This window comes from Arsenophonus apicola (assembly GCF_020268605.1).
Classification (GTDB): Bacteria; Pseudomonadota; Gammaproteobacteria; order Enterobacterales; family Enterobacteriaceae; genus Arsenophonus; species Arsenophonus apicola.
In genome coordinates this window covers 342538-367072 of the sequence record NZ_CP084222.1, presented here as the reverse complement: position 1 = coordinate 367072, position 24535 = coordinate 342538, and the positions used below count along the sequence as shown (strand labels likewise).

General features: G+C 39.8%; 25 protein-coding genes and 1 pseudogene. 12 read left to right on the top strand and 14 right to left on the bottom strand.

Going from position 1 to position 24535, the window contains the following annotated elements:
• Nucleotides 1-62: 62 nt before the first annotated feature.
• Both lptG and lptF read right to left on the bottom strand, forming a co-directional pair.
• Nucleotides 63-1139: an LPS export ABC transporter permease LptG gene (gene lptG / locus LDL57_RS01550; RefSeq protein ID WP_225506862.1), complete on the bottom strand. Its 1077-nt coding sequence runs from the start codon at nucleotides 1137-1139 to the stop codon at nucleotides 63-65.
• On the bottom strand, nucleotides 1139-2236 hold the full coding sequence (gene lptF / locus LDL57_RS01545) for an LPS export ABC transporter permease LptF (protein ID WP_180558478.1): 1098 nt from the start codon (nucleotides 2234-2236) through the stop codon (nucleotides 1139-1141). Before lptF ends, lptG begins: the two co-directional genes overlap by 1 nt.
• A gap of 291 nt (nucleotides 2237-2527) precedes the next feature.
• On the opposite strand from lptF, the gene pepA reads away from it, so the two are divergent.
• The 3 genes from pepA to LDL57_RS01530 are packed head-to-tail and all read left to right on the top strand — an operon-like array spanning nucleotide 2528 to nucleotide 7459.
• On the top strand, nucleotides 2528-4036 hold the full coding sequence (gene pepA, locus LDL57_RS01540; RefSeq protein ID WP_180558479.1) for a leucyl aminopeptidase: 1509 nt from the start codon (nucleotides 2528-2530) through the stop codon (nucleotides 4034-4036).
• Nucleotides 4037-4095: 59 nt separating this feature from the next.
• Nucleotides 4096-4545 carry a DNA polymerase III subunit chi gene (locus tag LDL57_RS01535; protein WP_180558480.1) on the top strand — a complete coding sequence of 150 codons (450 nt, stop codon included), beginning with the start codon at nucleotides 4096-4098 and terminating at the stop codon, nucleotides 4543-4545.
• A gap of 16 nt (nucleotides 4546-4561) precedes the next feature.
• Complete coding sequence (locus LDL57_RS01530; protein ID WP_180558481.1) at nucleotides 4562-7459, top strand: valine--tRNA ligase; 2898 nt, start codon at nucleotides 4562-4564, stop codon at nucleotides 7457-7459.
• A gap of 129 nt (nucleotides 7460-7588) precedes the next feature.
• Here LDL57_RS01530 and rraB read toward each other — a convergent pair whose 3' ends face one another.
• Complete coding sequence (rraB, locus tag LDL57_RS01525; protein WP_225507440.1) at nucleotides 7589-7996, bottom strand: ribonuclease E inhibitor RraB; 408 nt, start codon at nucleotides 7994-7996, stop codon at nucleotides 7589-7591.
• A gap of 832 nt (nucleotides 7997-8828) precedes the next feature.
• On the opposite strand from rraB, the gene pyrB reads away from it, so the two are divergent.
• The 5 genes and pseudogenes from pyrB to nrdG all read left to right on the top strand — a co-directional run bounded on the left by pyrB (nucleotide 8829) and on the right by nrdG (nucleotide 13674).
• Nucleotides 8829-9764, top strand: coding sequence for an aspartate carbamoyltransferase (pyrB, locus tag LDL57_RS01520; RefSeq protein WP_225506860.1), 936 nt, complete (start codon nucleotides 8829-8831; stop codon nucleotides 9762-9764).
• An 11-nt stretch (nucleotides 9765-9775) separates the two neighbouring features.
• Entirely contained in the window at nucleotides 9776-10240 is a 465-nt protein-coding gene (pyrI, locus tag LDL57_RS01515) for an aspartate carbamoyltransferase regulatory subunit (protein WP_180558484.1), read from the top strand.
• 96 nt (nucleotides 10241-10336) lie between these two features.
• Nucleotides 10337-10720, top strand: a complete 384-nt coding sequence (locus tag LDL57_RS01510) for a RidA family protein (protein WP_180558485.1) — start codon at nucleotides 10337-10339, stop codon at nucleotides 10718-10720.
• Nucleotides 10721-11067: 347 nt separating this feature from the next.
• Nucleotides 11068-13205, top strand: a pseudogene (gene nrdD / locus LDL57_RS01505) (anaerobic ribonucleoside-triphosphate reductase).
• Nucleotides 13206-13209: 4 nt separating this feature from the next.
• Nucleotides 13210-13674 (top strand): anaerobic ribonucleoside-triphosphate reductase-activating protein, encoded by a 465-nt coding sequence (nrdG, locus tag LDL57_RS01500; protein WP_180558593.1) that lies wholly within the window; start codon nucleotides 13210-13212, stop codon nucleotides 13672-13674.
• Here the strand turns inward: nrdG and LDL57_RS01495 are convergent.
• A complete protein-coding gene (locus LDL57_RS01495) occupies nucleotides 13671-14111 on the bottom strand; it encodes a YhbP family protein (RefSeq protein WP_180558486.1) in 441 nt (146 codons plus the stop codon). The genes nrdG and LDL57_RS01495 overlap by 4 nt on opposite strands.
• Before the next feature lie 109 nt (nucleotides 14112-14220).
• A complete protein-coding gene (locus tag LDL57_RS01490) occupies nucleotides 14221-14511 on the bottom strand; it encodes a YdgH/BhsA/McbA-like domain containing protein (protein ID WP_225506858.1) in 291 nt (96 codons plus the stop codon).
• A 262-nt stretch (nucleotides 14512-14773) separates the two neighbouring features.
• Here LDL57_RS01490 and LDL57_RS01485 point away from each other — a divergent pair, with 262 nt between their 5' ends.
• Nucleotides 14774-15091, top strand: a complete 318-nt coding sequence (locus tag LDL57_RS01485) for a GIY-YIG nuclease family protein (RefSeq protein ID WP_180558488.1) — start codon at nucleotides 14774-14776, stop codon at nucleotides 15089-15091.
• Here the strand turns inward: LDL57_RS01485 and LDL57_RS01480 are convergent.
• A complete protein-coding gene (locus LDL57_RS01480) occupies nucleotides 15056-15562 on the bottom strand; it encodes a GNAT family N-acetyltransferase (protein ID WP_180558489.1) in 507 nt (168 codons plus the stop codon). The genes LDL57_RS01485 and LDL57_RS01480 overlap by 36 nt on opposite strands.
• A complete protein-coding gene (gene ubiT, locus LDL57_RS01475; RefSeq protein ID WP_180558490.1) occupies nucleotides 15556-16074 on the bottom strand; it encodes a ubiquinone anaerobic biosynthesis accessory factor UbiT in 519 nt (172 codons plus the stop codon). The genes LDL57_RS01480 and ubiT overlap by 7 nt, the downstream gene beginning before the upstream one ends.
• 251 nt (nucleotides 16075-16325) lie before the next feature.
• On the opposite strand from ubiT, the gene ubiU reads away from it, so the two are divergent.
• Together ubiU and LDL57_RS01465 are read left to right on the top strand one after the other, a co-directional pair.
• Nucleotides 16326-17318: a ubiquinone anaerobic biosynthesis protein UbiU gene (ubiU, locus tag LDL57_RS01470; RefSeq protein WP_180558491.1), complete on the top strand. Its 993-nt coding sequence runs from the start codon at nucleotides 16326-16328 to the stop codon at nucleotides 17316-17318.
• Nucleotides 17319-17332: 14 nt separating this feature from the next.
• A complete protein-coding gene (locus tag LDL57_RS01465) occupies nucleotides 17333-18211 on the top strand; it encodes a U32 family peptidase (RefSeq protein ID WP_180558492.1) in 879 nt (292 codons plus the stop codon).
• 3 nt (nucleotides 18212-18214) lie between these two features.
• Here LDL57_RS01465 and LDL57_RS01460 read toward each other — a convergent pair whose 3' ends face one another.
• Genes LDL57_RS01460 through LDL57_RS01450 form a run of 3 tightly spaced genes read right to left on the bottom strand, consistent with a single transcriptional unit; the run spans nucleotide 18215 to nucleotide 21497 of the window.
• Nucleotides 18215-19378: an ABC transporter permease gene (locus LDL57_RS01460; protein ID WP_375141947.1), complete on the bottom strand. Its 1164-nt coding sequence runs from the start codon at nucleotides 19376-19378 to the stop codon at nucleotides 18215-18217.
• Nucleotides 19375-20517, bottom strand: coding sequence for an ABC transporter permease (locus tag LDL57_RS01455; protein ID WP_225506856.1), 1143 nt, complete (start codon nucleotides 20515-20517; stop codon nucleotides 19375-19377). Before LDL57_RS01455 ends, LDL57_RS01460 begins: the two co-directional genes overlap by 4 nt.
• A gap of 8 nt (nucleotides 20518-20525) precedes the next feature.
• The gene (locus LDL57_RS01450) at nucleotides 20526-21497 is read right to left on the bottom strand and encodes an HlyD family secretion protein (RefSeq protein ID WP_180558493.1); all 972 of its coding nucleotides are present in this window, start codon (nucleotides 21495-21497) and stop codon (nucleotides 20526-20528) included.
• A gap of 548 nt (nucleotides 21498-22045) precedes the next feature.
• Here LDL57_RS01450 and LDL57_RS01445 point away from each other — a divergent pair.
• Nucleotides 22046-22201, top strand: coding sequence for a SymE family type I addiction module toxin (locus tag LDL57_RS01445; RefSeq protein ID WP_180558494.1), 156 nt, complete (start codon nucleotides 22046-22048; stop codon nucleotides 22199-22201).
• A 43-nt stretch (nucleotides 22202-22244) separates the two neighbouring features.
• On the opposite strand, the gene LDL57_RS01440 is transcribed toward LDL57_RS01445, so the two are convergent.
• From LDL57_RS01440 to LDL57_RS17675, 4 genes are all read right to left on the bottom strand, one after another.
• Nucleotides 22245-22565, bottom strand: coding sequence for a hypothetical protein (locus LDL57_RS01440; RefSeq protein WP_180558495.1), 321 nt, complete (start codon nucleotides 22563-22565; stop codon nucleotides 22245-22247).
• A 44-nt stretch (nucleotides 22566-22609) separates the two neighbouring features.
• Nucleotides 22610-24064: a VENN motif pre-toxin domain-containing protein gene (locus LDL57_RS01435; protein WP_225506842.1), complete on the bottom strand. Its 1455-nt coding sequence runs from the start codon at nucleotides 24062-24064 to the stop codon at nucleotides 22610-22612.
• A 30-nt stretch (nucleotides 24065-24094) separates the two neighbouring features.
• Entirely contained in the window at nucleotides 24095-24292 is a 198-nt protein-coding gene (locus LDL57_RS01430) for a hypothetical protein (protein ID WP_225506840.1), read from the bottom strand.
• A 78-nt stretch (nucleotides 24293-24370) separates the two neighbouring features.
• Nucleotides 24371-24502, bottom strand: coding sequence for a hypothetical protein (locus LDL57_RS17675; protein WP_255653911.1), 132 nt, complete (start codon nucleotides 24500-24502; stop codon nucleotides 24371-24373).
• Between the last annotated feature and the right edge of the window lie 33 nt (nucleotides 24503-24535).

The following is a 24535-nucleotide window of genomic DNA, read 5'->3' as shown; positions in this document are numbered from 1 at the left end:
AATAAATTTTTATCAACATGGTAACGGATTGATAATATACCTAACCATAATGCTAAAGCTCATCATTGCCGCCGCATTAATAATAAAATGCTAAATCCAAGGAATAGTACACTGGGTAACATTGCTGCTATCAGTGGCGGAACACCATAAACTAAACTTAGGCTACCAAAACCCTCATTGAGCAGATAAAAAACAAATCCCCCTGAGATACCGATCAATACCCTTCCCCCCATTGCAACTCTTCGTAACGGTCCAAAAATAAATGATAGTGCCATTAACATCATGACCGCTACCGAAAGCGGTGACAGAATTTTCTTCCACATACTTAATTGATAGACTGACGCTTCTTGCCCGCTCTCCTTAAGATATTTAACGTATTTATATAGTCCTCTTATTGCTAACGAATCTGGCTCCAGAGAAACCACACCTAATTTTTCTGGGCTTAGATTGGTTTTCCAATCCATCAATAAACTTTGTGAGCCAGTAATTTCTTTTTCATTATTAATCAAAGATTTATCTACTTGTGACAAATGCCACTGGTGAGTATCAGAATTATAGCGACCTGAAGCAGCAAAAATAACCGCTTGCAGTTTCTTCTGTGCATCAAATTGGTAGATGAAGATTTCTTTTATTTCATTTTTATCGATAACACGCTGAATATGAATAAAATTATTACCATCTTTAGCCCATAAACCACTATCTGTCACCATTAACGAGCGACCGACAATTTTTTCCGCCCGATAGTTACGCGCCCACTGCTCTGCCGCAGGTGCAACCCATTCACCAATCACCATCGTTAGGATCACTAAAGGGATCGCGGTCTTCATCACTGACATCGCAACCTGTAGGCGAGAAAAACCAGCCGCCTGCATCACCACCAATTCACTACGGGTTGCCAGAGTTCCTAAACCAAGTAATGCGCCTAACAGCGCCGCCATCGGAAAAAAAACTTCAATATCTCTGGGAACGGTTAATAAAGTAAAAATCCCAGCACTCCAAGTGGTAAAGTCGCCATCACCGACTTTTCTCAATTGCTCAACAAATTTAATAATGCCCGATAATGACACCAACATAAAAAGAGTCATTAGGATCGAGGAGAGAATAGTACGCCCAATATATTTATCTAATACACCAAACATCAGGCGCCTCCTTTGGAGAACTTAGCACGTAGTCGACGCATCATAACGGTATCCCAAATATTTAATATGAGCGCTAATAGCAGAAAAGCCGCATTCACTAACCACATGGTTATCTTGGGATCAATTTCACCTTTTTCTGCATTAGAGTGCAACGTACTTTGTAATAAAAAGAAAATTAAATAAAGCAACATAGCCGGTAACATACTTAACACTCGTCCCTGTCTGGGGTTAACTTCACTTAATGGCACAACCATCAAAGCCATAATTAGTACCGCTACCACCAATGTTAAACGCCAATGAAATTCCGCTTTTGATTCAGCATCTGTGGCATGCCACAATTGCAACATATCCTTTTGCTCGATTTTATCGCCTGTCACTGCCGTTTCTTTATGATCGATCACCGCTTCATAATCTTTAAAATCTGTTATGCGGAAATCGCGTAATAACGCAGTACCTTCATAGCGAGTTCCTTTATCTAATACCACAATTTGATTACCGTTTTGATCCTCTCGGATACGTCCAGTTTCTGCAATGACCACCGAAGGGCGCTGGTTATTAGCCGGGCGTAATTGTGCCATAAAGACATCAGTAAAATTCTTACCTTTTACATTACTAATATACAGAACAATATTTTGATCCTTGGTGGTTTTAAATCGTCCCTCAACCATATGAGCTAAACTAGGATTGGCTTGCGCATCGGCTAATGCTTGTTCTTGATATTTTGCCGACCAGGGTAACATCCATGCTACATTGACTGCCGCAATGAAAGCGGTAAATAATGCCAGAATTAAAGCCGCTATCACTAATACCTTTTTACCTAAGCCACAGGCATGCATAACAGTAATTTCACTATCGATATAGAGTTTACTGTAAGTCATTAACAGTCCAAGAAACAGACTTAATGGCAAAATCAATTGTGCCATTTCAGGGATACCAAGCCCCAGCAGAGGAAAAACTAAATCGGAAGGAATATTTCCCTGAACCGCTGAACTTAATATATTGATTGTTTTTTGACTAAAAAAAATTAAAATCAGGATAAAAAGTATTGCAACTTGACTTTTCAGCGTTTCCTTAACTAAATATCGAATTATAATCACACTAATTACACCTGTGGAAAACTTGTTTTTTGCAGCAAAATAGCTAACTTCATCGTATAGTTACAGTTAAGTACAATATTTTGGTTTTCTTAATGGTGACAATGTATCATGATGATAAATGTAGCATTAACTATTGGATCAACCAACAGAATATGCTTAGTCGTAATCTATTACTATCGGTAAACCATTGGGTTAGTTTAACATAAAGCAGCTATTTCATAAGGTAAATTTATACTGTTCGTTAATTTTAGCGATAGTATCAATCTTTGTCTTTAAAATTCAGGAGAATGCATGGAGTTTAGTGTAAAAAGCGGTAGCCCAGAGAAACAACGTAGCGCCTGTATTATTGTTGGCGTATTTGAACCTCGCCGCTTATCCCCTATAGCCGAACAACTGGATACTATCAGTGACGGCTATATCAGTGCCTTACTACGCCGCGGAGAACTGGAAGGTAAAGTCGGCCAAACGCTATTACTTCACCATGTTCCTAATATATTATCTGAACGTATTCTGTTAGTTGGATGCGGTAAAGAACGTGAACTCGATGAGCGTCAATATAAACAGATTATCCAAAAAACAATTAATACCTTAAATGAAACCGGCTCAATGGAAGCCGTCTGCTTTCTAACTGAGTTGCATGTAAAAAGCCGCAATAATTATTGGAAAGTTCGCCAAGCAGTCGAAACTGCTAAAGAAACGTTATATGTATTTAACCAACTCAAAAGTAATAAGTGCGAGCCACGCCGTCCCTTACGTAAAATCGTCTTTAATGTCCCAACACGCCGTGATTTAGCCAATGGCGAGCGCGCTATTTCGCACGGCCTTGCTGTCTCTATAGGTATTAAGTCAGCAAAAGATCTAGCTAATATGCCGCCCAATATTTGCAACGCGGCCTATCTAGCTTCACAAGCACGTCAGTTGGCCGACAATTATCAAAATCTTACCACCAAAGTGATCGGCGAAGAACAGATGAAAGAGCTGGCGATGAATGCCTATTTAGCTGTCGGGCAAGGCTCACAAAATGAATCGCTAATGTCAGTTATGGAATATAAAGGAAGTAACGATCCAACGGCTAAACCGATTGTGTTGGTCGGTAAAGGATTAACTTTTGACTCTGGCGGGATTTCTATTAAGCCATCCGATGGCATGGATGAAATGAAATATGATATGTGTGGAGCCGCTACTGTTTATGGCGTTATGCGCTTTGTTGCTGAACTAAAATTACCGATTAACGTCATTGCAGTATTGGCTGGCTGTGAAAATATGCCGAGCGGTAAAGCGTATCGGCCTGGTGATATTTTAACTACCATGTCGGGCCAGACAGTGGAAGTCCTCAATACGGATGCAGAAGGAAGACTAGTGCTTTGTGACACACTAACTTATATAGAACGTTTTGATCCTGATGTGGTAATTGATGTTGCAACTTTAACCGGAGCCTGTATCATTGCCCTTGGTAATCACTATAGTGGATTAATGTCAAATCATAATCCTTTAGCCCATGAATTACTTAATGCTGCTAAGCAAGCGGGCGATAAAGCATGGCGTCTACCTCTGGCTGAAGAGTTTTATGAGCAGTTAGATTCAAACTTTGCTGATCTTGCCAATATAGGAGGACGCGCGGGTGGTGCAATTACCGCTGGTTGCTTCCTAGAACGTTTTGCCACTAAATATCACTGGGCACATTTAGATATTGCAGGAACAGCTTGGCAATCAGGAAAAACAAAAGGAGCAACAGGCCGTCCTGTGGCATTACTTGCTCAATTTTTGTTAAATCGTGCTTATATAAACTGTGACGAATAATTGACCAGTGAATTTATAATAGGGTATTGTAAACAATACCCTTTCATAAGCGTAATGCGATGAAAAAAGCAACTTTCTATTTGATAGAGCAGCTATCTTCACAAGCAGAACTTGAAAGTCATGAATGGTTAGCCTGTCAGCTAGCAGCAGAAAACTGGCGGATGGGTAAACGGGTTTTAATTGCTTGTGAAGATCAAATTCAAGCCGAAAAATTGGATGAAATACTTTGGCAAAGAGAACCTCATCAATTTGTCCCGCATAATTTAGCAGGTGAGGGCCCTCGCTATGGCGCGCCTGTTGAGCTTTGTTGGCCAACAAAACGCAGTAGCTCAGCCAGAGATATATTGATAAATCTACAATTAACATTCGCAGACTTTGCCACAGCATTCCATGAAGTGATAGACTTTGTACCAATTGATGAACATTTGAAACAGTTGGCGCGCGAACGATACAAAACTTATCGCAGTATGGGTTTTAATTTGATCATGGCAGCACCACCAACAACTTAATAAATAACGACGCAAGATGGAAAAGAAACCCGCAAATCAAACTCAGTCTGAGCCATCGCTCGACAAAACTTATCAGCCAGCGGCAATTGAACAACCTTTATATGCACACTGGGAAAAAAATGGTTATTTTGCACCGCATGGTGATAACAGCAAACAGAGTTTTTGTATCGTGATCCCACCGCCAAATGTCACGGGTAACCTGCATATGGGGCACGCTTTTCAACAAACAATCATGGATACCTTAATTCGCTACCAGCGCATGCAAGGAAAAAACACGCTTTGGCAAAGTGGAACAGATCACGCGGGGATAGCCACGCAGATGGTTGTTGAGCGTAAAATTGCCGCGGAAGAGAATAAAACTCGTCATGACTATGGCAGAGAAGCGTTTATTGAAAAAATATGGCAATGGAAAGCAGAATCAGGCGGTAATATTTCTCAGCAAATGCGACGACTGGGTGATTCTGTTGATTGGCAACGTGAACGCTTTACCATGGATGAAGGCCTCTCCAAAGCAGTAAAAGAAGCATTTATTCGGCTCTATCAAGATGATCTTATTTATCGCGGCAAACGATTAGTCAACTGGGATCCTAAACTGCATACCGCTATTTCTGATTTAGAAGTTGAAAATCGAGAAGTTAACGGTTTTATGTGGCATTTACGTTATCCCCTGGCTGATGGTGTAAAAACGGCGGAAGGCCAAGATTACCTGGTTGTTGCTACTACTCGACCAGAAACCATGCTTGGTGATACGGGCGTGGCAGTTAATCCCGCCGATCCACGCTACAAGAATTTAATTGGCAAACAAATTTTACTACCTTTGGTTAATCGTCGTATTCCTATTGTCGGTGATGAACACGCCGATATGGAAAAAGGCACCGGCTGTGTGAAGATCACCCCAGCGCACGATTTTAACGACTATGAAGTGGGTAAACGTCATCAGTTGCCAATGATCAATATTTTCGATTTCAATGGACATATCCGCCAACAAGCTGAAGTATTTGACAGCGCTGGCAACCCTAGCACGATTTATACAACGACAATCCCTGCATCCTACCAAGGAATAGAGCGCTTTGCTGCTCGTAAGGCAATGGTAAGCGAATTAGAAAAACTAGGATTATTAGTTGCCATAAAGCCACATCAACTTACTATTCCTTATGGCGATCGTGGCGGCGTTGTTATTGAACCTATGCTGACTGATCAATGGTACGTTCGTACTCTACCATTAGCAGAACAAGCCATTGCGGCGGTAAAAGATGGCCGTATTCAGTTTGTTCCTAAACAGTATGAGAATATGTATTTTTCCTGGATGCAGGATATCCAAGATTGGTGTATTTCACGCCAATTATGGTGGGGGCATCGAATTCCCGCTTGGTATGATGAAGTCGGTAATGTCTATGTCGGTCATGACGAAGATGAAGTTCGTCAAACGAACAATCTCAGTGCTGACATTAGTCTACATCAGGATGAAGATGTATTAGATACTTGGTTCTCTTCCGGTCTGTGGACCTTCTCAACATTAGGTTGGCCAGAAAATAGTGAAGCGTTAAAAACTTTTCATCCCACCGATGTGTTAGTTAGTGGCTTTGATATTATCTTTTTCTGGATAGCCCGCATGATCATGCTGACGATGTATTTCATCAAAGATGAAAATGGCCAAGGGCAAATTCCTTTTAAAACCGTCTACATGACAGGCCTGATCCGGGATGAAGAAGGGCAAAAAATGTCAAAATCCAAAGGCAATGTCATCGATCCGCTCGATATGATCGATGGTATCTCCTTGGAAGATCTAGTGACGAAACGTACTGGCAATATGATGCAGCCCCAATTAGCTAAAAAAATTGCTAAACGTACGCGTAAAGAATATCCGAATGGTATTGAAGCACATGGTACCGACGCTTTACGCTTTACACTGGCAGCATTAGCATCGACCGGGCGAGACATCAATTGGGATATGAAACGCCTTACTGGTTATCGCAATTTCTGTAATAAACTGTGGAATGCGAGTCGTTATGTCTTGATGAATACTGAAGGACAAGATTGTGGTCAGCATGGTGGAAAAATGATTTTTTCGCTGGCTGATCGCTGGATCATGGCAGAATTTAACCAAACGGTAAAACTGTATCGTGAAGCACTAGATTCTTATCGCTTTGATATGGCTGCCAATATTTTGTATGAATTTACCTGGAACCAATTTTGCGATTGGTATTTAGAACTGTCTAAGCCCGCGATTCATAAGGGAAATGAGGCAGAAATTCGTGCGACACGTTATACCTTGATTGAAATACTGGAAAACTTATTACGGCTGGCGCATCCTATTATTCCATTTATTACCGAGACTATTTGGCAGCGGGTGAAAGTGGTTAAGGGCATCTCACAAGACACTATCATGTTACAACCTTTTCCAATCTTTGAGGCCAACAAGGTTGATGAAGCCGCACGCCATGATTTGGAATGGATCAAAGAGCTCATTAACGCTATACGAAACATTCGGGCAGAAATGAATATTTCACCCGCCAAGTCATTAGATCTGTTATTACGCGGCGCTAACCCTGCAACAAAACGACGTGTGACAGAAAATCTGAATTTTATTCAAGCGATGGCTCGTCTTAGCTCAATTACTATTTTGGCTGAACTGCAACCAACCCCCCTTGCTGTGACTAAACTGATAGATGGCGCGGAAGTGTTGATCCCAATGGCAGATTTAGTCGATAAAGATGCCGAATTAGCACGGCTAGATAAAGAGCTGGATAAACTGGCCAAAGAGATAGCAGCGATTGAAAACAAATTAGCTAATGATAGTTTTGTCGGCCGAGCACCTGCTGCGGTTGTTGAAAAAGAGCGTGAACGCTTAGCAATTCAATTAGCAGCAAAACAGAAACTGACTAATCAAAAAGCAACTATTAGCTCACTATGAAGAAGTAACAACACTACTACCTAATGTAGCAGTGTTGTTTACTCACAAACTTACTCTAACCATTACTTACTCAGCTTAATCCGCATTATCAGCTGATTAATAATTCTTGTCCACTCTAACAATTTGATTCTAATGTAATGCTTTCGGTTCAACGGGCTTTTCTTCTGCATCATCATAATTAGGATCTTCAAAGAAGGTACCCCAACCATCGTAGTTAATACCAATTTTTTCCGTTAACATCATCAATTGCACAACTTGTTTATTAATTAATTCTGCATCAAGTGCACTATCTCGATAGACATCACAACACATCAATACCGTACCATCTTCAATTTCTAGCTCTTCAGCATCGTGCACTTCATAACCTAATTTAAATGCCACTATTGCCGCTTTTTCCAATAATTTAAAATCTTTGGACGAAAAGTGATGTTCAATTTCATACAGAGCGTTCGGATCACTACCATCTTCCAACAATTCTTCAATGATTGAATGCGTTTCTGCTCGCTGCTCTGCGACGGCTTTTTTATCTAGTAACAAATTTTCTGTGGAAATTTGCTGTTCTGATAAGGCTTTTTTAAACGACGCCAACTCTTCAACTGAAAGGTAATGCTCTATTTCATAAAACACATTAGGATCACTGCTATCCGTCGCTACATTTTCAACATCCAAACGGGTATCTTCCTGCTGTTCTCCTAGTACTTTTTTATTAACCATGTCGCGCTCCCTCTGTATTAATATGACAGTAACTTTTGCATTCTCCCATAGCCAACGAAGGAGAGCTACTATTACAACAAAGAAATTTATACACAGATTGATTTGGATTTTTTATGATCATGCTTTGAATCTAAATTAAATATAAAAAAATGAGTAAAATTACCAAGTTATGTTTAATGAATGACTATGCATTTATAATTATTTGAATGAATATGAACAAAAAAAGGTTGATTAATAAAATTGTTTATTGATTAGTAAATAATCAAAAACAGATCATCAACCAAATTATTAATGGCTAAGCATTATAGAGTTAATTTTGCCAAAATCGGCCTCAATACGATTAGCAAAAATTTTTTTGTTAGGTTGCGAAAAATTTTATTTATATTCAATACATTATATTTTAAAAAAATTTTATCAATTTTCTTTCCACAATCACTTGCTATACTGACAGAGCGGCGTATAATGCGCCCAAATTTTTGTGGGAGAAAAAATGCATAACCAATGCTTAAAAGAATCAATATACGCATTGCTGCCAATGGGCTATTTAGTTATTGCATTTCATCCTCGACTAACCCTATTTATTCAAGCCCCTCAATGAGGGGCTTTTTTTTGGCATAACAATTAGATATGGCACAAAGAAAGGAGGAACAACACGATGGTTAATCCGTTGTATCTTCGAGACATAATCTCGATTAATGATTTAAAACGTGAAGATCTACTCGCTGTACTTGAGGTTGCTACGTCACTAAAACAACATCCCCAACCGGATTTGCTAAAACATAAAGTGATCGCTAGTTGTTTCTTTGAAGCTTCCACCCGTACCCGCCTCTCTTTTGAAACCGCTATTCACCGCTTAGGGGCTTCTGTGGTGGGTTTTTCCGATAGCAATAATACTTCGTTAGGTAAAAAAGGGGAAACCCTGGCAGATACCATATCGGTTATTAGCCAATATGTTGATGCCATTGTTATCCGCCATCCACAAGAAGGTGCATCACGTTTAGCAGCTCAGTTTGCAGGAAAAATCCCGGTCATAAATGCGGGTGATGGTGCCAATCAACATCCTACACAGACACTACTTGATCTATTCACCATTCAAGAGAGCCAAGGCAGCTTAAATAATTTACATATTGCGATGGTTGGTGATCTGAAATATGGCCGAACCGTTCATTCATTAACCCAAGCGTTATCAAAATTTGACAATAATCATTTCTATTTTATTGCACCTGAAGCTTTAGCCATGCCGGCCCATATACTACATCTGTTAGAAGAAAAAGGGATAACTTATAGCTTACATGACAACATAGAAGCGGTGTTGCCAAAACTGGACATTCTATATATAACACGAGTACAAAAAGAGCGTTTAGATACTTCCGAATATGCCAATGTTAAAGCCCAATTTATTTTAACCAGCCATGAATTAGCCGCTGCTAAATCTGGCATGAAAGTTTTACATCCTCTACCACGTATTGATGAAATTACTACTGATGTTGATAAAACATCCCATGCTTACTATTTTCAGCAAGCCGGTAATGGTATTTATGCACGACAAGCACTTTTAGCGTTGATACTTAACAAAACCATTAATTTCTGAGGCATACAATTATGGCAAATAACCACAAATTACAAGTGGAAGCAATTAGCTGTGGTACTGTTATCGACCATATCCCTGCCCAAATGGGTTTTAAATTACTTTCGCTGTTTAAATTAACGCAAACTGATCAGCGTATTACCATAGGTTTAAATCTACCTTCTAATCACTTAGGTAAAAAAGATCTGATCAAAATTGAAAATACCTTTCTCACACCCGAACAAGCCAACGAACTGGCAATGTATGCTCCCTATGCCACCGTTAACTGTATTAAAGACTATAAAGTGGAAAAAAAGCTATCAATTAGCTTACCTGAACAAATTGATGCTGTTTTGATCTGCCCTAACAGTAATTGCATTAGTAACAATGAGCCAGTCAAGAGCAGTTTTAACGTGAAACAGCGGCATAATGAAGTCATTCTGACATGCAAATATTGTGAAAAAACCTTTGATCGACATGCGGTAATTAATAATATGTAATGCGCTATTATATAACCCCTATATATGTAGACCACTAAGATAGTGGTGCTAGTAAATTGATGATTAACTTTTAGACTACAAGGTAATGAATAACTTATGTCATACGAAATCAAAACTGAAAACGCGCCAGCAGCTATCGGCCCTTATGTGCAAGGTGTTGATCTTAGCAGCATGATTATTACATCCGGCCAAATTCCGCTTGATCCGAAAACCGGTGAAATAGCTGACGACATTACTGCTCAAACAACACAGTCACTGGAAAACATTCAAGCTATTGTGGAAAAAGCGGGTCTCAGTGTGGCTAATATTGTTAAAACTACCGTTTTTGTTAAAGATCTGAATGATTTTGCGAGCGTAAATGCCACTTATGAAGCTTTTTTTAATAAACATAATGCGCCTTATCCTGCTCGTTCTTGCGTCGAAGTTGCTCGCTTACCAAAAGATGTTCGCATTGAAATTGAAGCGATAGCTATTCGTTAATAAATTTCACTCACTTTGGTATTATGGTTAATAAAACTTAGTCAGCGCCAATGATTTAACCATTTACTTAACTAAATCTTTATAGAAACCTTTTCTATAAAGATTTTGCCACAATTAACCACTTAAACCTCTCCGTTGTTATTAACATTTAGCCAAAAAACAAACAACATCCAATTTCTTTGTTTTAGATCAATAAAAGTCCTGCTAAATAAACACCAGGCACTATATATTGTGCTTTAATATATAGTAAAGCACTATATATAGAATTTATAGACAGATTTATCCACAAATTAATGCTGCATATTTAATTGTGATTTAATTGTGGATAACTATTAGAGGAGCCTATTGTGAAAACAGTAGTTATTAAACGCGATGGCTGTCAGGTCGTTTTTGATAAAAATCGGATCAAACAAGCCGTCATGCGTGCAGCCACTGCCAATGGGATATGCGATGATCATTATTGTGCAGTTGTCGCCTCAGTCGTCGAACAACAATTAGGCAACCGTCAAACCGTTGATATTCATGAAATCCAAGATGCGGTTGAAAATCAACTGATGGCAGGTCGTTATTAAGATCTGGCCAGAAATTATATTGCCTATCGCCATGATCGGGATATTGCCAGAGAACAACGTAGTCGCCTCACTCACGAAATTCGTGGCTTGATTGAGCAAAGCAATGTTTCGTTACTCAATGAGAATGCAAATAAAGATAGCAAGGTAATTCCAATTCAACGCGATTTATTAGCCGGCATTGTTGCCAAACATTATGCTAAACAACATATTTTGCCGCGTGATGTCGTTATGGCACACGAACGTGGTGAAATTCACTATCATGATCTTGATTACTCACCCTTTTTTCCAATGTTTAACTGTATGCTTATCGATTTGCAAGGGATGTTAACCAAAGGTTTTAAAATGGGTAATGCTGAAATCGAGCCACCAAAATCGATTTCAACCGCCACCGCCGTCACGGCACAAATTATTGCTCAAGTGGCCAGCCATATTTATGGTGGTACAACCATTAATCGTATCGATGAAGTCTTGGCTCCTTTTGTCCAGGCGAGCTATAAAAAACACTTAAAAATTGCCAAAGAATGGCAAATTGCCGACCAATTGGGCTACGCTGACAGCAGAACAGAAAAAGAGTGTTATGACGCTTTTCAATCACTAGAATATGAAGTCAACACACTGCACACCGCAAATGGTCAAACACCTTTTGTTACCTTTGGATTTGGCTTAGGAACCTCAAAAGAGTCGCGATTAATCCAAAAATCGATCTTACAAAATCGTTTAGCTGGACTGGGTAAAAATCGTAAAACCGCGGTATTCCCAAAATTAGTTTTTGCTATCCGTAAGGGGATCAATCACCAATATGGTGATCCAAACTACGATATTAAGCAACTAGCATTAGAATGTGCCAGCAAACGGATGTACCCAGATATTCTTAACTATGATCAAGTAGTAAATGTTACTGGCTCCTTCAAAACTCCGATGGGTTGCCGCAGTTTTTTAGGCGTTTATGAAGAGCAAGGCCAAGTATCCATGAAGGACGTAATAATCTCGGAGGGATCAGTATTAACTTGCCTCGGATAGCCATTGAGGCTAAAGGTAACGAACAACAATTTTATCAAATCCTAGATAGCAGATTGGCAATTACCAAAAAAGCGCTGATGACGCGTATCGCCAGACTGGAAAATGTCAAAGCGCGTGTCGCACCCATACTCTATATGGAGGGTGCCTGTGGCGTTCGTTTACAAGCGGAAGACAATATTGCTGAAATCTTCAAACGTGGTCGTGCATCGATTTCTTTAGGTTATATCGGTCTGCATGAAACAATCAATGCACTTTATGGCACGCAAAAACATGTTTTTGATGATGAAACTCTGCGGCAAAAAGCCTATCAGATCATTAAACATCTGCGGGCAGCAACCGATCGCTGGAAAGCAGCAACTGGCTATGGATTTAGCTTATATAGTACTCCCAGTGAGAATTTATGTGACCGATTTTGTCGCTAAGATATGGCTGAATTCGGTTTAATCGACGGTGTTACTGATAAAGGATATTATACTAATAGTTTCCATCTGGATGTCGAAAAACAGGTCAATCCTTACGATAAAATTGACTTTGAAGCACCTTACCCAGCGTTAGCTAATGGTGGTTTTATCTGCTACGGTGAATATCCAAACTTACAACATAACTTAAAAGCATTAGAAGATGTCTGGGATTACAGCTATCATCATATTCCCTATTATGGTACCAATACCCCGATTGACGAGTGCTATGAATGTGGATTTACCGGTGAATTTGCCTGTACTAGTAAAGGGTTTGTCTGCCCATCTTGCGATAATCATGATCCAACCCGCGTTTCGGTTATTCGCCGTGTTTGTGGTTATCTTGGTAGCCCCGATGCCAGACCATTCAATAGCGGTAAACAAGAAGAAGTTAAACGACGCGTTAAACACTTAAAAAATGGTCAACTTGGATAACATTATAAATTATCATCGATATTACCCGGTTGATGTGGTTAATGGCCCAGGAACACGTTGTACGTTATTTGTCGCAGGTTGCCTTCATCAATGTAGAGGTTGTTACAATAAAAGCACCTGGAAAATTGACTCAGGTAAACCGTTTACCCAAGCAATAGAAAATCAAATTATCACTGATCTGCAAGATCAAAGGATCGTTCGCCAAGGACTTTCTCTCTCTGGCGGCGACCCACTGCATCCACAAAATGTAGCAGCAGTTTTACAACTGGTTAAACGCATCAAATTTGAATGCCCAGATAAAGATATTTGGCTCTGGACCGGTTATACCCTTGACCAATTAACCGCTAATCAACGCGCCGTCGTTAACTATCTTGATGTATTAGTCGATGGTAAATTCATTCAAGCGCTTCATGAACCCAATCTATTATGGCGAGGTAGTCATAATCAAGTGATCCATAAATTAGGTTAAGTGTCACGATGCCAAATCAGTTTAGTGCCAAAACCTAACTTATTATTGACCATTTTGATCTGTTGTAAAGATAATTGCCAGATAGGAATACTGGCCGCCATAGCAACCGGAAATCGCCGATTATAATTTTGCCTGGCGTGCTGTTCTTGTTTGCCAGTCAGCGAATGGACTTTACCAATAAATTGTATCCCTTGAATGTTGGCTATGGTTTTGCTTTGACAACAAATAGTTCCGGCTAAAATTGGGTTTTTAAGCATTAACTCACCATGACGAGTAGTCGTTTCGGTCAGAAAATATAATGACATCGTTTGAGCTTTGAAGGTATAAAAACAGATGGCCGGCCAACTATCTGATTGAAAAGAGGTGAATAGTGAAAAAACATGCTGACGAGAAAGGTATTGTTGCATAATAGCCATTGATGATTGATCAGCAAACATAGTGGATAATATCTCTCCTTAAGTAAAAACACGCTGAAAAAATAATTATTCAGCGTGTTTTTATCAAAAATTAAAGCTGCTATCATCATCCGATAATTTATACTGCCAATTATCTATAGACAGGCGCAGTAGTTTGGCTATTACCATAGATTCTAGCATTAGCTTGTACTTTATTTTGTGTATAAGCTAAAAAGGTAACACGATAAATAGTTGCTCCTTTTTTGGTGGCTTCTTCAGCTAACTGCTGAACGGCACTAGTAGGCGTTTCTCCCGCAGCTACTGAGACAATTCCTATTGACTGCTGAGCAGGGGTTTCTATTACTTCTTTTGCCTGATCTGCCATTGCACCAAATGACAACGTACCTAAAACCAAAATTAAAGCAGCGGGTAATTTTTTCATCATAAACTCCTTAATTGATTATTATCATTCAGAAATATTATTGGTTATTCCTGTGATATAGATCATAGTATAGGCACTACTTAAAATTTTGGATTAGTTTTTTTTGTTGCTATCTTTCAAAAAAAATGAATAACATACAAAAATAATTGTTTTAACTTGGTTAAAATAGCGTTTATACGCCTTATTAGGGTAAATCATCACGACAAAATCAGTAGAGAATTTTTTATTAACTTAATTAAAAATCTAATTTAATCAATCCAATATGACGAAAAAGCCTTGGTCAATTTACCTGATCAGAAATAGACAAAATGCACTTTATACTGGCATCACCACAGATATTACGCGCCGCCTGCAACAACATCACTTAGGCAAAGGCGCTAAAGCGTTAAGAGGAAAATCGCCTCTTTTGTTAGTATACCAATGCCAGCTAGCCTGCCATTCAGACGCCTTGTCCCTAGAATACCAAATAAAACAATTAACCAAAGTACAAAAAGAACAACTTGTCGCAGACCAGCCTTTAGATTTGGCTAGTTACCTTGCCCCATTAGCACTCATCAAAATAAGACGAAAAATTAACTAGCCCTGCATAATCGGCTAACTTACCATTATCTAACGCATAAACTTGAAAATAGGCCTCCATTCCAGGCCATTTACATACAAGCCCATGCGGCTTAGCAAGCGTAAAACCAAAACGACGGTAATAATTAGGATCGCCAACCACCACTACCGCTTTATAGCCAAATTCATTTAGACTATCTAATCCGTCATAAACCAATTTTGCCCCAATACCTTGTTGCTGATAAGCGCTATCAACGGCTAATGGCGCTAATCCGACCCATTGACACTGCTTATCACCGTTGACATCGACTAAAGTAAAGCCGATATAACCAATAATTTTTCCTTTATCATCAGTAGCCACCATTCCCAATACGAATAAACCGTCCTCACGCAATTTTTGTACCAAATCAGCTTCAGCACCGGTGGGAAATGTTTGACGTAATAATTGATCAATGCCTGGCGCATCAACCGGAATTTCAACACGAATTAGCATGATAATGCACGCTCTTTATAATCAATATTTTCATTTTGTACTAGTTTAATCAAATCAGCTAATTGCAATAAACCAAAGCGTAAAATTGCTGGCATTGTCTCTAATTCAAAGGCATCCAACAGGTTTTTTACATACAGACCAAGCTCTGTATCTCCTTCTATGCGTAAGCGACGTTGGAAAAATAAGGTATCAGGATCTTCTTTCCGCGCAGCAATTAAAACTAAATCATTCGCTCCACTGCAAAAACTGACATCTGCATGTTGATCTTTACTGACGATGATCTTACCTGCCTGCTGGCTAATATACCAAACAAGCTGCACATCAATAACCTCAACTTTAAGCCATTTATTGTGCAAAAAATCCAGTTCACCATCGTTTAGTGCCTGCTGAAATTGCCAGCTTAATAATTGCTCCAGAATTTGACGTTCTAAGATAAAAGGCGTAACTTTTAAAGGTAAACACATCAATTTAGGTCCTTGCTGGATAAGCTGCTGGCGAATTTTCTTTAACACGATCCAAATTCCTCTTACACTTTTATGATATATCTTTAAGCATTAATGACAATTATCCATTCTGCCAAATTATTAATTAATATCTTTGAACCCACATCAAAATTTAACCAACAATCGATTAATACCATTCAGTTTTATGCTCCATCTAGCAAAATCAATTCACAAAAGAAAGTAATCTGGTTTAAGTCAAAACAACAATATTACACCTTGACTACAATCGATAGACATCTAACTATACGCTAGGATCACCTATGGAATTATGTCCGGCAGGCAATCTACCTGCTTTAAAAATAGCTGTCGATAATGGCGCTGATGCAGTCTATATTGGATTTAAAGACGATACTAATGCACGTCATTTTGCTGGTTTAAATTTTAGCGAAAAAAAATTAGTTGAAGCAGTCAAATATGCTCATGATCATGCTTGCAAATTACATGTTGCTATCAATACTTTTGCTCACCCTAACGGTTTTAGTCGCTGGCTATCCGCCGTTGATATGGCTGCGGAAATCGGTGTTGATGCCTTGATCCTAGCTGATCTGGCTATCTTAGAATATGCTGCTAATAAATATCCCCATATTGAACGTCATGTTTCTGTTCAAGCTTCAGTGACAAATATTGCGGCGATTCAATTTTATCAGCGTAATTTTGCCGTCCAACGAATTGTTCTTCCTCGTGTTCTATCATTACATCAAGTCAGACAGTTAGCCCAAACTAGTCCTGTCGCATTGGAAGTTTTTGCTTTCGGCAGCCTTTGTATCATGGCAGAAGGACGCTGTTATCTTTCGTCTTACCTGACAGGAGAATCACCAAATACCGTAGGTGCTTGTTCACCTGCCCGATTTGTACGTTGGCAACAAACCGATAAAGGTATGGAGTCACGTTTAAATGATATTTTAATCGATTGCTATTCGAATAATGAAAATGCGAGTTACCCAACTCTTTGTAAAGGAAGATACTGTCTCAATGGAAAAAAATATCATGTATTAGAGGAGCCTACCAGCCTAAATACACTGGAATTGTTACCAGAACTGATGCTGGCAAATATTGCCGCTGTCAAAATTGAAGGCCGCCAACGCAGCCCAACTTATGTTGGCGATGTGACCCATATCTGGCGACAAGCTATTGATCATTGCAAAAATGATCCTAAAAAATTCATCACCAATCAAAAATGGATAAATGTATTGGAAAATCTTTCCGAAGGTCAACAAACCACCTTAGGTGCTTATCATCGTAAATGGCAGTAGGATAAGGCGAAAAAATGAAATATTCCTTAGGTTCAGTACTTTATTATTGGTCAAAAGAGACATTAATTCAGTTTTATCAACAAGCGATTAATAGTAGCGCCGATATTATTTATCTCGGTGAAACGGTTTGTAATAAGCGTCGGCAAATGCAAGTAGCTGACTGGCTTGAACTGGCAAAAGAAATCACTTTGCATGGCAAACAAGTGGTAATTTCTAGCTTGTCTTTATTACAAAACGCGGCCGAACTTAGACAAATCGCTAAATTGGTCGATAATGGTGAATTTTTAGTGGAAGCGCACGATTTCGGTGTGGTTAATCAGCTTATTGAGCAAAAAATACCCTTTATGGCAGGTTATGGGCTCAATTGCTACAATGCTTATGCATTACGACTACTCTATCGCCAAGGCATGATACGCTGGTGCTTACCAATTGAACTTTCTCGTGATTGGTTACAAGATCTGCTTTATCAATGTGAACAGCTAGGATTTCGCCACAAGTTTGAAGTCGAAGTATTTGGCTATGGGCATTTACCACTGGCACTATCAGCTCGCTGTTTTACTGCCCGCTCAGAAAATCGCCATAAAGATAATTGTGAGACTTGTTGTGAAAAATATCCCCAGGGCAGAAAAGTTTTTTCCCAGGAAAATCAATTGCTCTTTACCCTTAATGGTATTCAGGCGCAAAGTGGCTACTGTTATAATCTAGGCAATGAACAAACTTCAATGAGCGGATTAGTCGATATTGTCCGCATCTCTGCCGAAAATCTAGATTCACTCACCATTTTGGAACAATTCAGAGCTAATCAACAGGGTGAGTATCCACTAACATTAACTAATGATTTAGATTGCAACGGTTATTGGCGACGTGCAGCCGGTTTATCTCTTATAGCATAAAAATTAAGAACGTTTTTTTCTTCTCAATAAACAACGGACATGGTGGCTGAACTGGCGCAGTTCACCACTACGTAGCATATTGATCAATATGCCCAGTAATGCATAAATTGTGCCTAATATTAGCATCATCACAATATCAATACCCACGTCAGATAAACTTAAATCAAGTTGGTTAATACCTGCTATCGCTTTTATTGCCCATGTTGAAGGTAAAGAATAAGCCACCATTCTTACCCAATCCGGCATTGCTTGTAATGGCCAAATAGCGCCTGAAATATAAAATACCGGCGTAGTTAGAAAAGCCAGTGTCAGATGAATCATTTCGACACTACGTAAAAATTCGGTAACAAACTTACCTAACCCCAAAACCGCCAATAAAAACGGTAAGGTGACGATCAAAAGCTGATAAAGTGGCGCTTCTTGTCGGTAACCTAATACCCAGGGCCAGAGCGCAAAAAAGATGGCCGACAGAAATAACCAAATGGGCAACAATGCTGACCATGCACCTAGATAAACAGCAGCAGAGACTTTGCCGTTTGCCACTTTGTGAACGTCAATATAGGCTTTCACACAAGCGACTAACAGTGAGTGTTGTAATAACATGACCAATAAACCTGGAAAAACAATTGCAGCGAAGCTCGGGCCTGGATTGAATAGAGGTTCTGTTATTCCTTTAATGGGTGTTAATAATGTACTAGCCTGTTGATCAGTGAACCCTGCATTTCTTAGCCGTTGGATATTATACTCGTTTAACAGTTGAAGATAAGCGGAGGAAATTTCTTGCTGTATTTGTCCACTAGCAAGTCGATTAGTACCATCACCATAAACCGGTACGGTAATATTTTTACCATTTAGTAAACTTTTCTCAAAATCGATAGGAATAAGAATAATGGCAAACAATTTTCGTTCTCGCATATCAGCTCTGGCGCTGGCCAAATTATCATAACTGTGTAATTTTATTTTCGGTATTGTATTTAATCGGTCCATTAGTAAGCGACTAGCAGCGCTATGATCTTGATTAATAATCGCTACCGGCAAACCCCACAATACTGGCCGAATGTAAACCAAACTCATAATTGATAACGAAACCAACAACAATAACCACATAGGCTTTGCCAACATGCCAAGTAATACCCGATAAAAGGTTATCAAATATTGCTTTATCAAAATGCCTCCTGCACTCTTAGCCTTGTTAACAGGCGATTACGAATCAAAAAAGCGCAAATAACTGGATAAAGGAGCAATGTTAAACAGACTTGTATGACACGTAGCAAAGAAACTTCTCGTAGAAGAATATCAAACATCACATTTAATGCATGGGTAAGCGGTTGAATATTTGCAACGATCTGCGCGGGCCAAGCCGTTGCCATTATTGGCATGGCAAAACCGGAAAAAGCCAATGCAATACTGACTAACATGCCGATCAAACTATAAGCAGTAAAAATACTTTTGGTAAAAACAAACAGCAGCATACCGATACTTTGAGCAGCCGTTACATAAAAAAAGCCTACCAAAAAAAGGTAAAATGGGTTACCGGCAACCCTGGCGTCGAAGAAAAAAGAGAGTGCAGCAATTTCAATTAATAATAAGGTGGTAAAAAAAAGGGTGTAAGGCGCCAATTTGCCTAATAACGCACTGATAAATGTTTTGTGGGTTAATAATGCCGTTCCCCGCGACATAACATAGATAGTACAAGTGATAACAAACAGTTGTAACATATGGATGGTAGCGGCAAATTGCTGATAATAGATATAGTTTCCACTAGGATTAAACAAACTATCATAAGATAGCGTCACTCTGGCTAGGGGAGGTATATTACGCCCCATTGAAGAGGCTAATATCGGACGATATTTTGCATTCAGTTCAGCGATTACCCCTCTAAAATCTTGAATGGCATAACTACCAGAAGCATAAAATAAGGCATTATAATACATTCTGACTGTCGGTTGCCGACCTGTAAGAACATCCTTTTCAAAATGATAAGGAATGTAGAGTAAAGCATAATCTTTAGCGCTGCCTAAACGTAATAACGAAGTATTAAGTGTGCCATCAATCGCTTTAATATCAGCATGTGGCGCTGCATTTAAATGACGAATTAACTTTTTTGACAATAGACTATGGTCATGATCAACGACTGAAACTGGAAGATTTAACAAGGTTCCTTCAGAAAAGTTAGCGCTTACTAATATAAATAGCAGTAATGGGAATATCCAACTTAGCCAATGTAGGATCGGGCTACGAATAGCAATCTGGATTTCTTGATTAAAAGCAAACCTAAAATTAGGCCATATCGCTTTTATGGTCATAAAAACACCTATTTATCCCAAGCCCATAGAGCGCTCATTCCAGGACGCAACCCTTCAACAGCCTCTAGTGGATAAAGGCGTACTTCAAATGTTCTTAAATCAAAATCTCCTGTTGCTCGTGTTGCACGTTTAGTTGCATAGTCTCCCATCGGGGCAATATAGCGTACCTCCGCTGTAATAATTTTGTCTTGCAAAGCAGGAACACGTATCGATACCTTATCGCCTTTACGAACATAAGCCATAATATCTTCGCGTAAATTATAGATAAAGTAGGCCTGCGGTAAACGAACAAGTGTTAGCAATGGGCTATTGGCATTAAATAATTCACCAACTTCAGCCGGTATGGGGCCAACTTCACCATCAACCGGCGCTTTAACATGTAAATCATCTACTTGCACCTGTAACTCGATCATTTGTTGCTCGGTTTGTCGTAATGCAGCGGCATATTTATTCCGCAATTCAATACGATCACCATTTTTCGCTTCATCTAATTGCGCCTGAGCGCTATTTACCTGATGAAAAGCAACATCTTTAGCCCGACGTGCTTTATCTAATTCATTAGCCGAAACATAGCCTTTACCCGATAAATTATTCAATCTTATATATTCGTTATTTGCATTGGTATACTGAGATTGAGCCTGTTTTAATGCCGCTTGAACATTGCGAATGGTCTCTTCGCGAGTACCATTTAAGGATAAATCAAGTTGCGCTTTAGCTTGATCACGTACTGCGCTCAATGCCGCTAGTTGCGCTTGCAATTCCGGGCTTTCTAAGGTGATCAATAATTGGCCTTTTTTTACCATGTCACCGCGTTCAATATGATGCTCAATTACGCGTCCCCTTGCTTTATAGGTCACGATGACTTCAGGCGCATCCACTTCCCCTTGTAATAACAGGTGCTTATTTTGTGTATAAAGTAACACTGCAATCGCAACAACGATCAGCATGATTAGCACTAAAAATGATATTCTTCTTTTCATATTAACTTTAATATACCTTAACTATTTTACGTGCAACTATACTGTTTGCAATTAACAAACAATTTAGTATGCGCTTTTAAAATGTAAGTTGTTAATAAATTCGTGCGCTAAATAGCATTAAAACAGACGATATACCTTTACCACAGCACAATCTAATCTTTACCCTAGGCATATTTTGGCTGGTAACCATTCAATTTTAGTCCCGCTCATGCAGTTATGCGATACCATGAAATGTGTTTTTTACAGGATTAACTAGGTATGTTTTTGATTTATTACTATTATTACTCCAACAAATATGTGTTTTATTTAATTATTGCCTGGATACCGGAATCATTGATTTTAAAACACGATGCTAACTGTTTTGCCCGTAACAACAGAGCGAGCACCAAGAAGTAAGATGTAAAACAGATGCGGCGACCTGTGTTGGAGTACGGAACCACCGCTCACCACAGAAACTATGAGGTGTATAGTCACGATGGCCTAGAGGCAATTGTGGAGTAAAAACCCAAACAGCTAAAGATAAAGCGGCAAAATCCAGACACTATACAGTGGGTTATTCACCTAACCGCGGTAAACCCAACCCCAGTCCACAGATGGTAATTAGCGGTAACTGGCTGAATAAATTAGGGTTTACTGTCGGTAACCACTACACCCTCACCCGCCAGGCCGGACAACTTATTATCCAGCTGGCTGAGGGGGAGTGAGGGCGGTTAAGGGAGAGCCCAGTGTGCGTTGGGTCTCCTACCATTAATAAAAGTTATCATCTAATTGCCCTTCAGATTTTAATATATCTAAAAATCTTTTATAGGCAGTTTCATCTAGCTCAAGTAAATCATCTAATAATGACTCTTGGATTAAAGCCCAATGATACACACCAGAACCAGCCCCTTCATTTTGGAAGTAAACCAACTCACCATTCAGTGTTGGTTCAATTAAATTAACTTCTGACAAGTCATAAACAGATAATCCTCCATACCCTTTGGGTAAGCCAAGACATAGTGATTTATTATTTATCCAATAAATAGCAAACACATCAATAAATTCACCACTTGGTTCTTGTATTTTCATTTAACTTTATCCCTTATTGTATCTGCAACTTGTTTCGGATCTTGTTAAATCCTTTGAGATGTAATGATTTTCATATCATATGCTTTACCAGTAGTTGAATTGTACTGATAGTGTATAGTTATTGTTTGACCATCAGGAAGTCTATGTTTTGCCTCCATTTTTTGGAAACCTGCTGATGTTGGAAAACGAGGATCATTATTTAATCCAGGTAACTCTTTACCTTGCAATGGCTTGGATTGAACTGATTTCCAAAATGTTTGTTCATTTAGATCTCTCGGTACTGCTGTTTGCTGACCGGGTTTAGCCGTTGAGATTTTGTCTGCATTCTTAATCAACTGTTTATTATAAACAGAGTTAGCTTCCTTTTGACTGAGATCTTTTGCGTTTTTAGAGTTTCCACCTATTTTTTCTAAAGCTTTTTTCTCTGCTTCCACTTTAGAAGTATTGGTTTGTTTACCGGTTGTTCCCTTACCACCTTTTCCACTTCCTCCATTTATCATAGCCGGAAGTGTTGTTGCTATCATTTGTGCCGTTTCAGCATCGAACCCCATTGCTTCAAAACGCTTTGTCCAGCCATATTCAACAGTGATACCTTCCGCTTCCATGCCCAACATATAGGCTGCAGGTATATAATTACGAAACTCATCAGCCAACGATTTATCTTTTGCAAGGTTCTTAATCGTTGTATCAAAGGCTTCCCATTGCTCAACCAGGTAACCATATTTTTGCTGGCACTGTTCAGGTGATGTCGAACAAACAGCCTTGATTTCTTCCTGTTGACGAACATTGGTATCCACCATGTCTCGAATAACTTTCTGACATTCATCACCAACACAAGTCCTTGCTTTATGAGCAAAGTTTTCTAATTGATTGGTGCTTAAAAAGTTATTCTCAACCGACGCCTTCCCCGCCTGAGCTGAGTTTACTGCACTTTGGCTATCTCCTCCAATCGAACCGCCGGCAATAGCTGCCGATAGGCTGGCAAATGCGCTGACGGTCGATTTTTCGTCTTCTGTCAGTTGGCTAACCTGTTTCTTATACAGGGCGACCGACAACATACCAACCGCTTCCGCTGTCATTGCGCCCAGGGACTGGGCGCCTGCATTTTCATTTTTTGCCAACGCTAATGCAACGTTAGCAATTCCATGGGCGGCCAAACGACCGGCTTTGTTATCTTCTCCAATATGCTGGCCGATTTGATTGGCAATATAAGGGGCACTGGCATTCGCCACCGCTTGGCTCACATCACCATTGGCCAGGCCTTGAATTAAGGCGGTGCCCGCCTCCACGATGCGGCGGTTAGTGCCGCCGACACCCCAGCCTGAACTATTGATTGTTGCCTTGATCGCCTGCTCATGAAGGTAGTTATCAATTGCACTATCACTGACCGTTTTGCCTTGCTGTTCGAGCGCCTGTTTAGCCTCATTACGCTGCTCTTTTGTCGGCGGGCTGGTATTTTCATTCACCGCTTGCGTCGCCCGAATAGTGGCTTCCGTCACCGCGATATCGGTGATCTGCTGACCTAACTCTCATAGCAGCTGATTTCGTTCGATCCGTTTTTGCGCTTGCTGTTTGTCAAAAATCGGTTTCAGTTTTACATGCGCCTTGTCCACATCACGGCTTAAATCCGCCACTTCCTGTTGCTGCTTGTCCTGGTCACGAATAATGAGTTGGCCTTCCGACACCGCTGAGTGGGTGGTATTGCTCGCTTTGCCTTGGTTATTCATATTGGTCAGCAACGAACCCGCTGCATTGGTGACAAACTGCTCACCCAGCGTGGCACCACCTGAACTAAAGCCGCCACTTTAGCTATCCACCTTATATTCAGCGCGGTTTTTGCTAGCGCCAAAGCCCAATGTGCCGGTGTCGAGTTTATTTTTAGCCACCTCGGCCGTGCTGCCAATCACCGCACCATCCAATTGCGTGTGCTTGCCCACCCTAATAACAAAGCCGCCTTGACCGGCATTGAT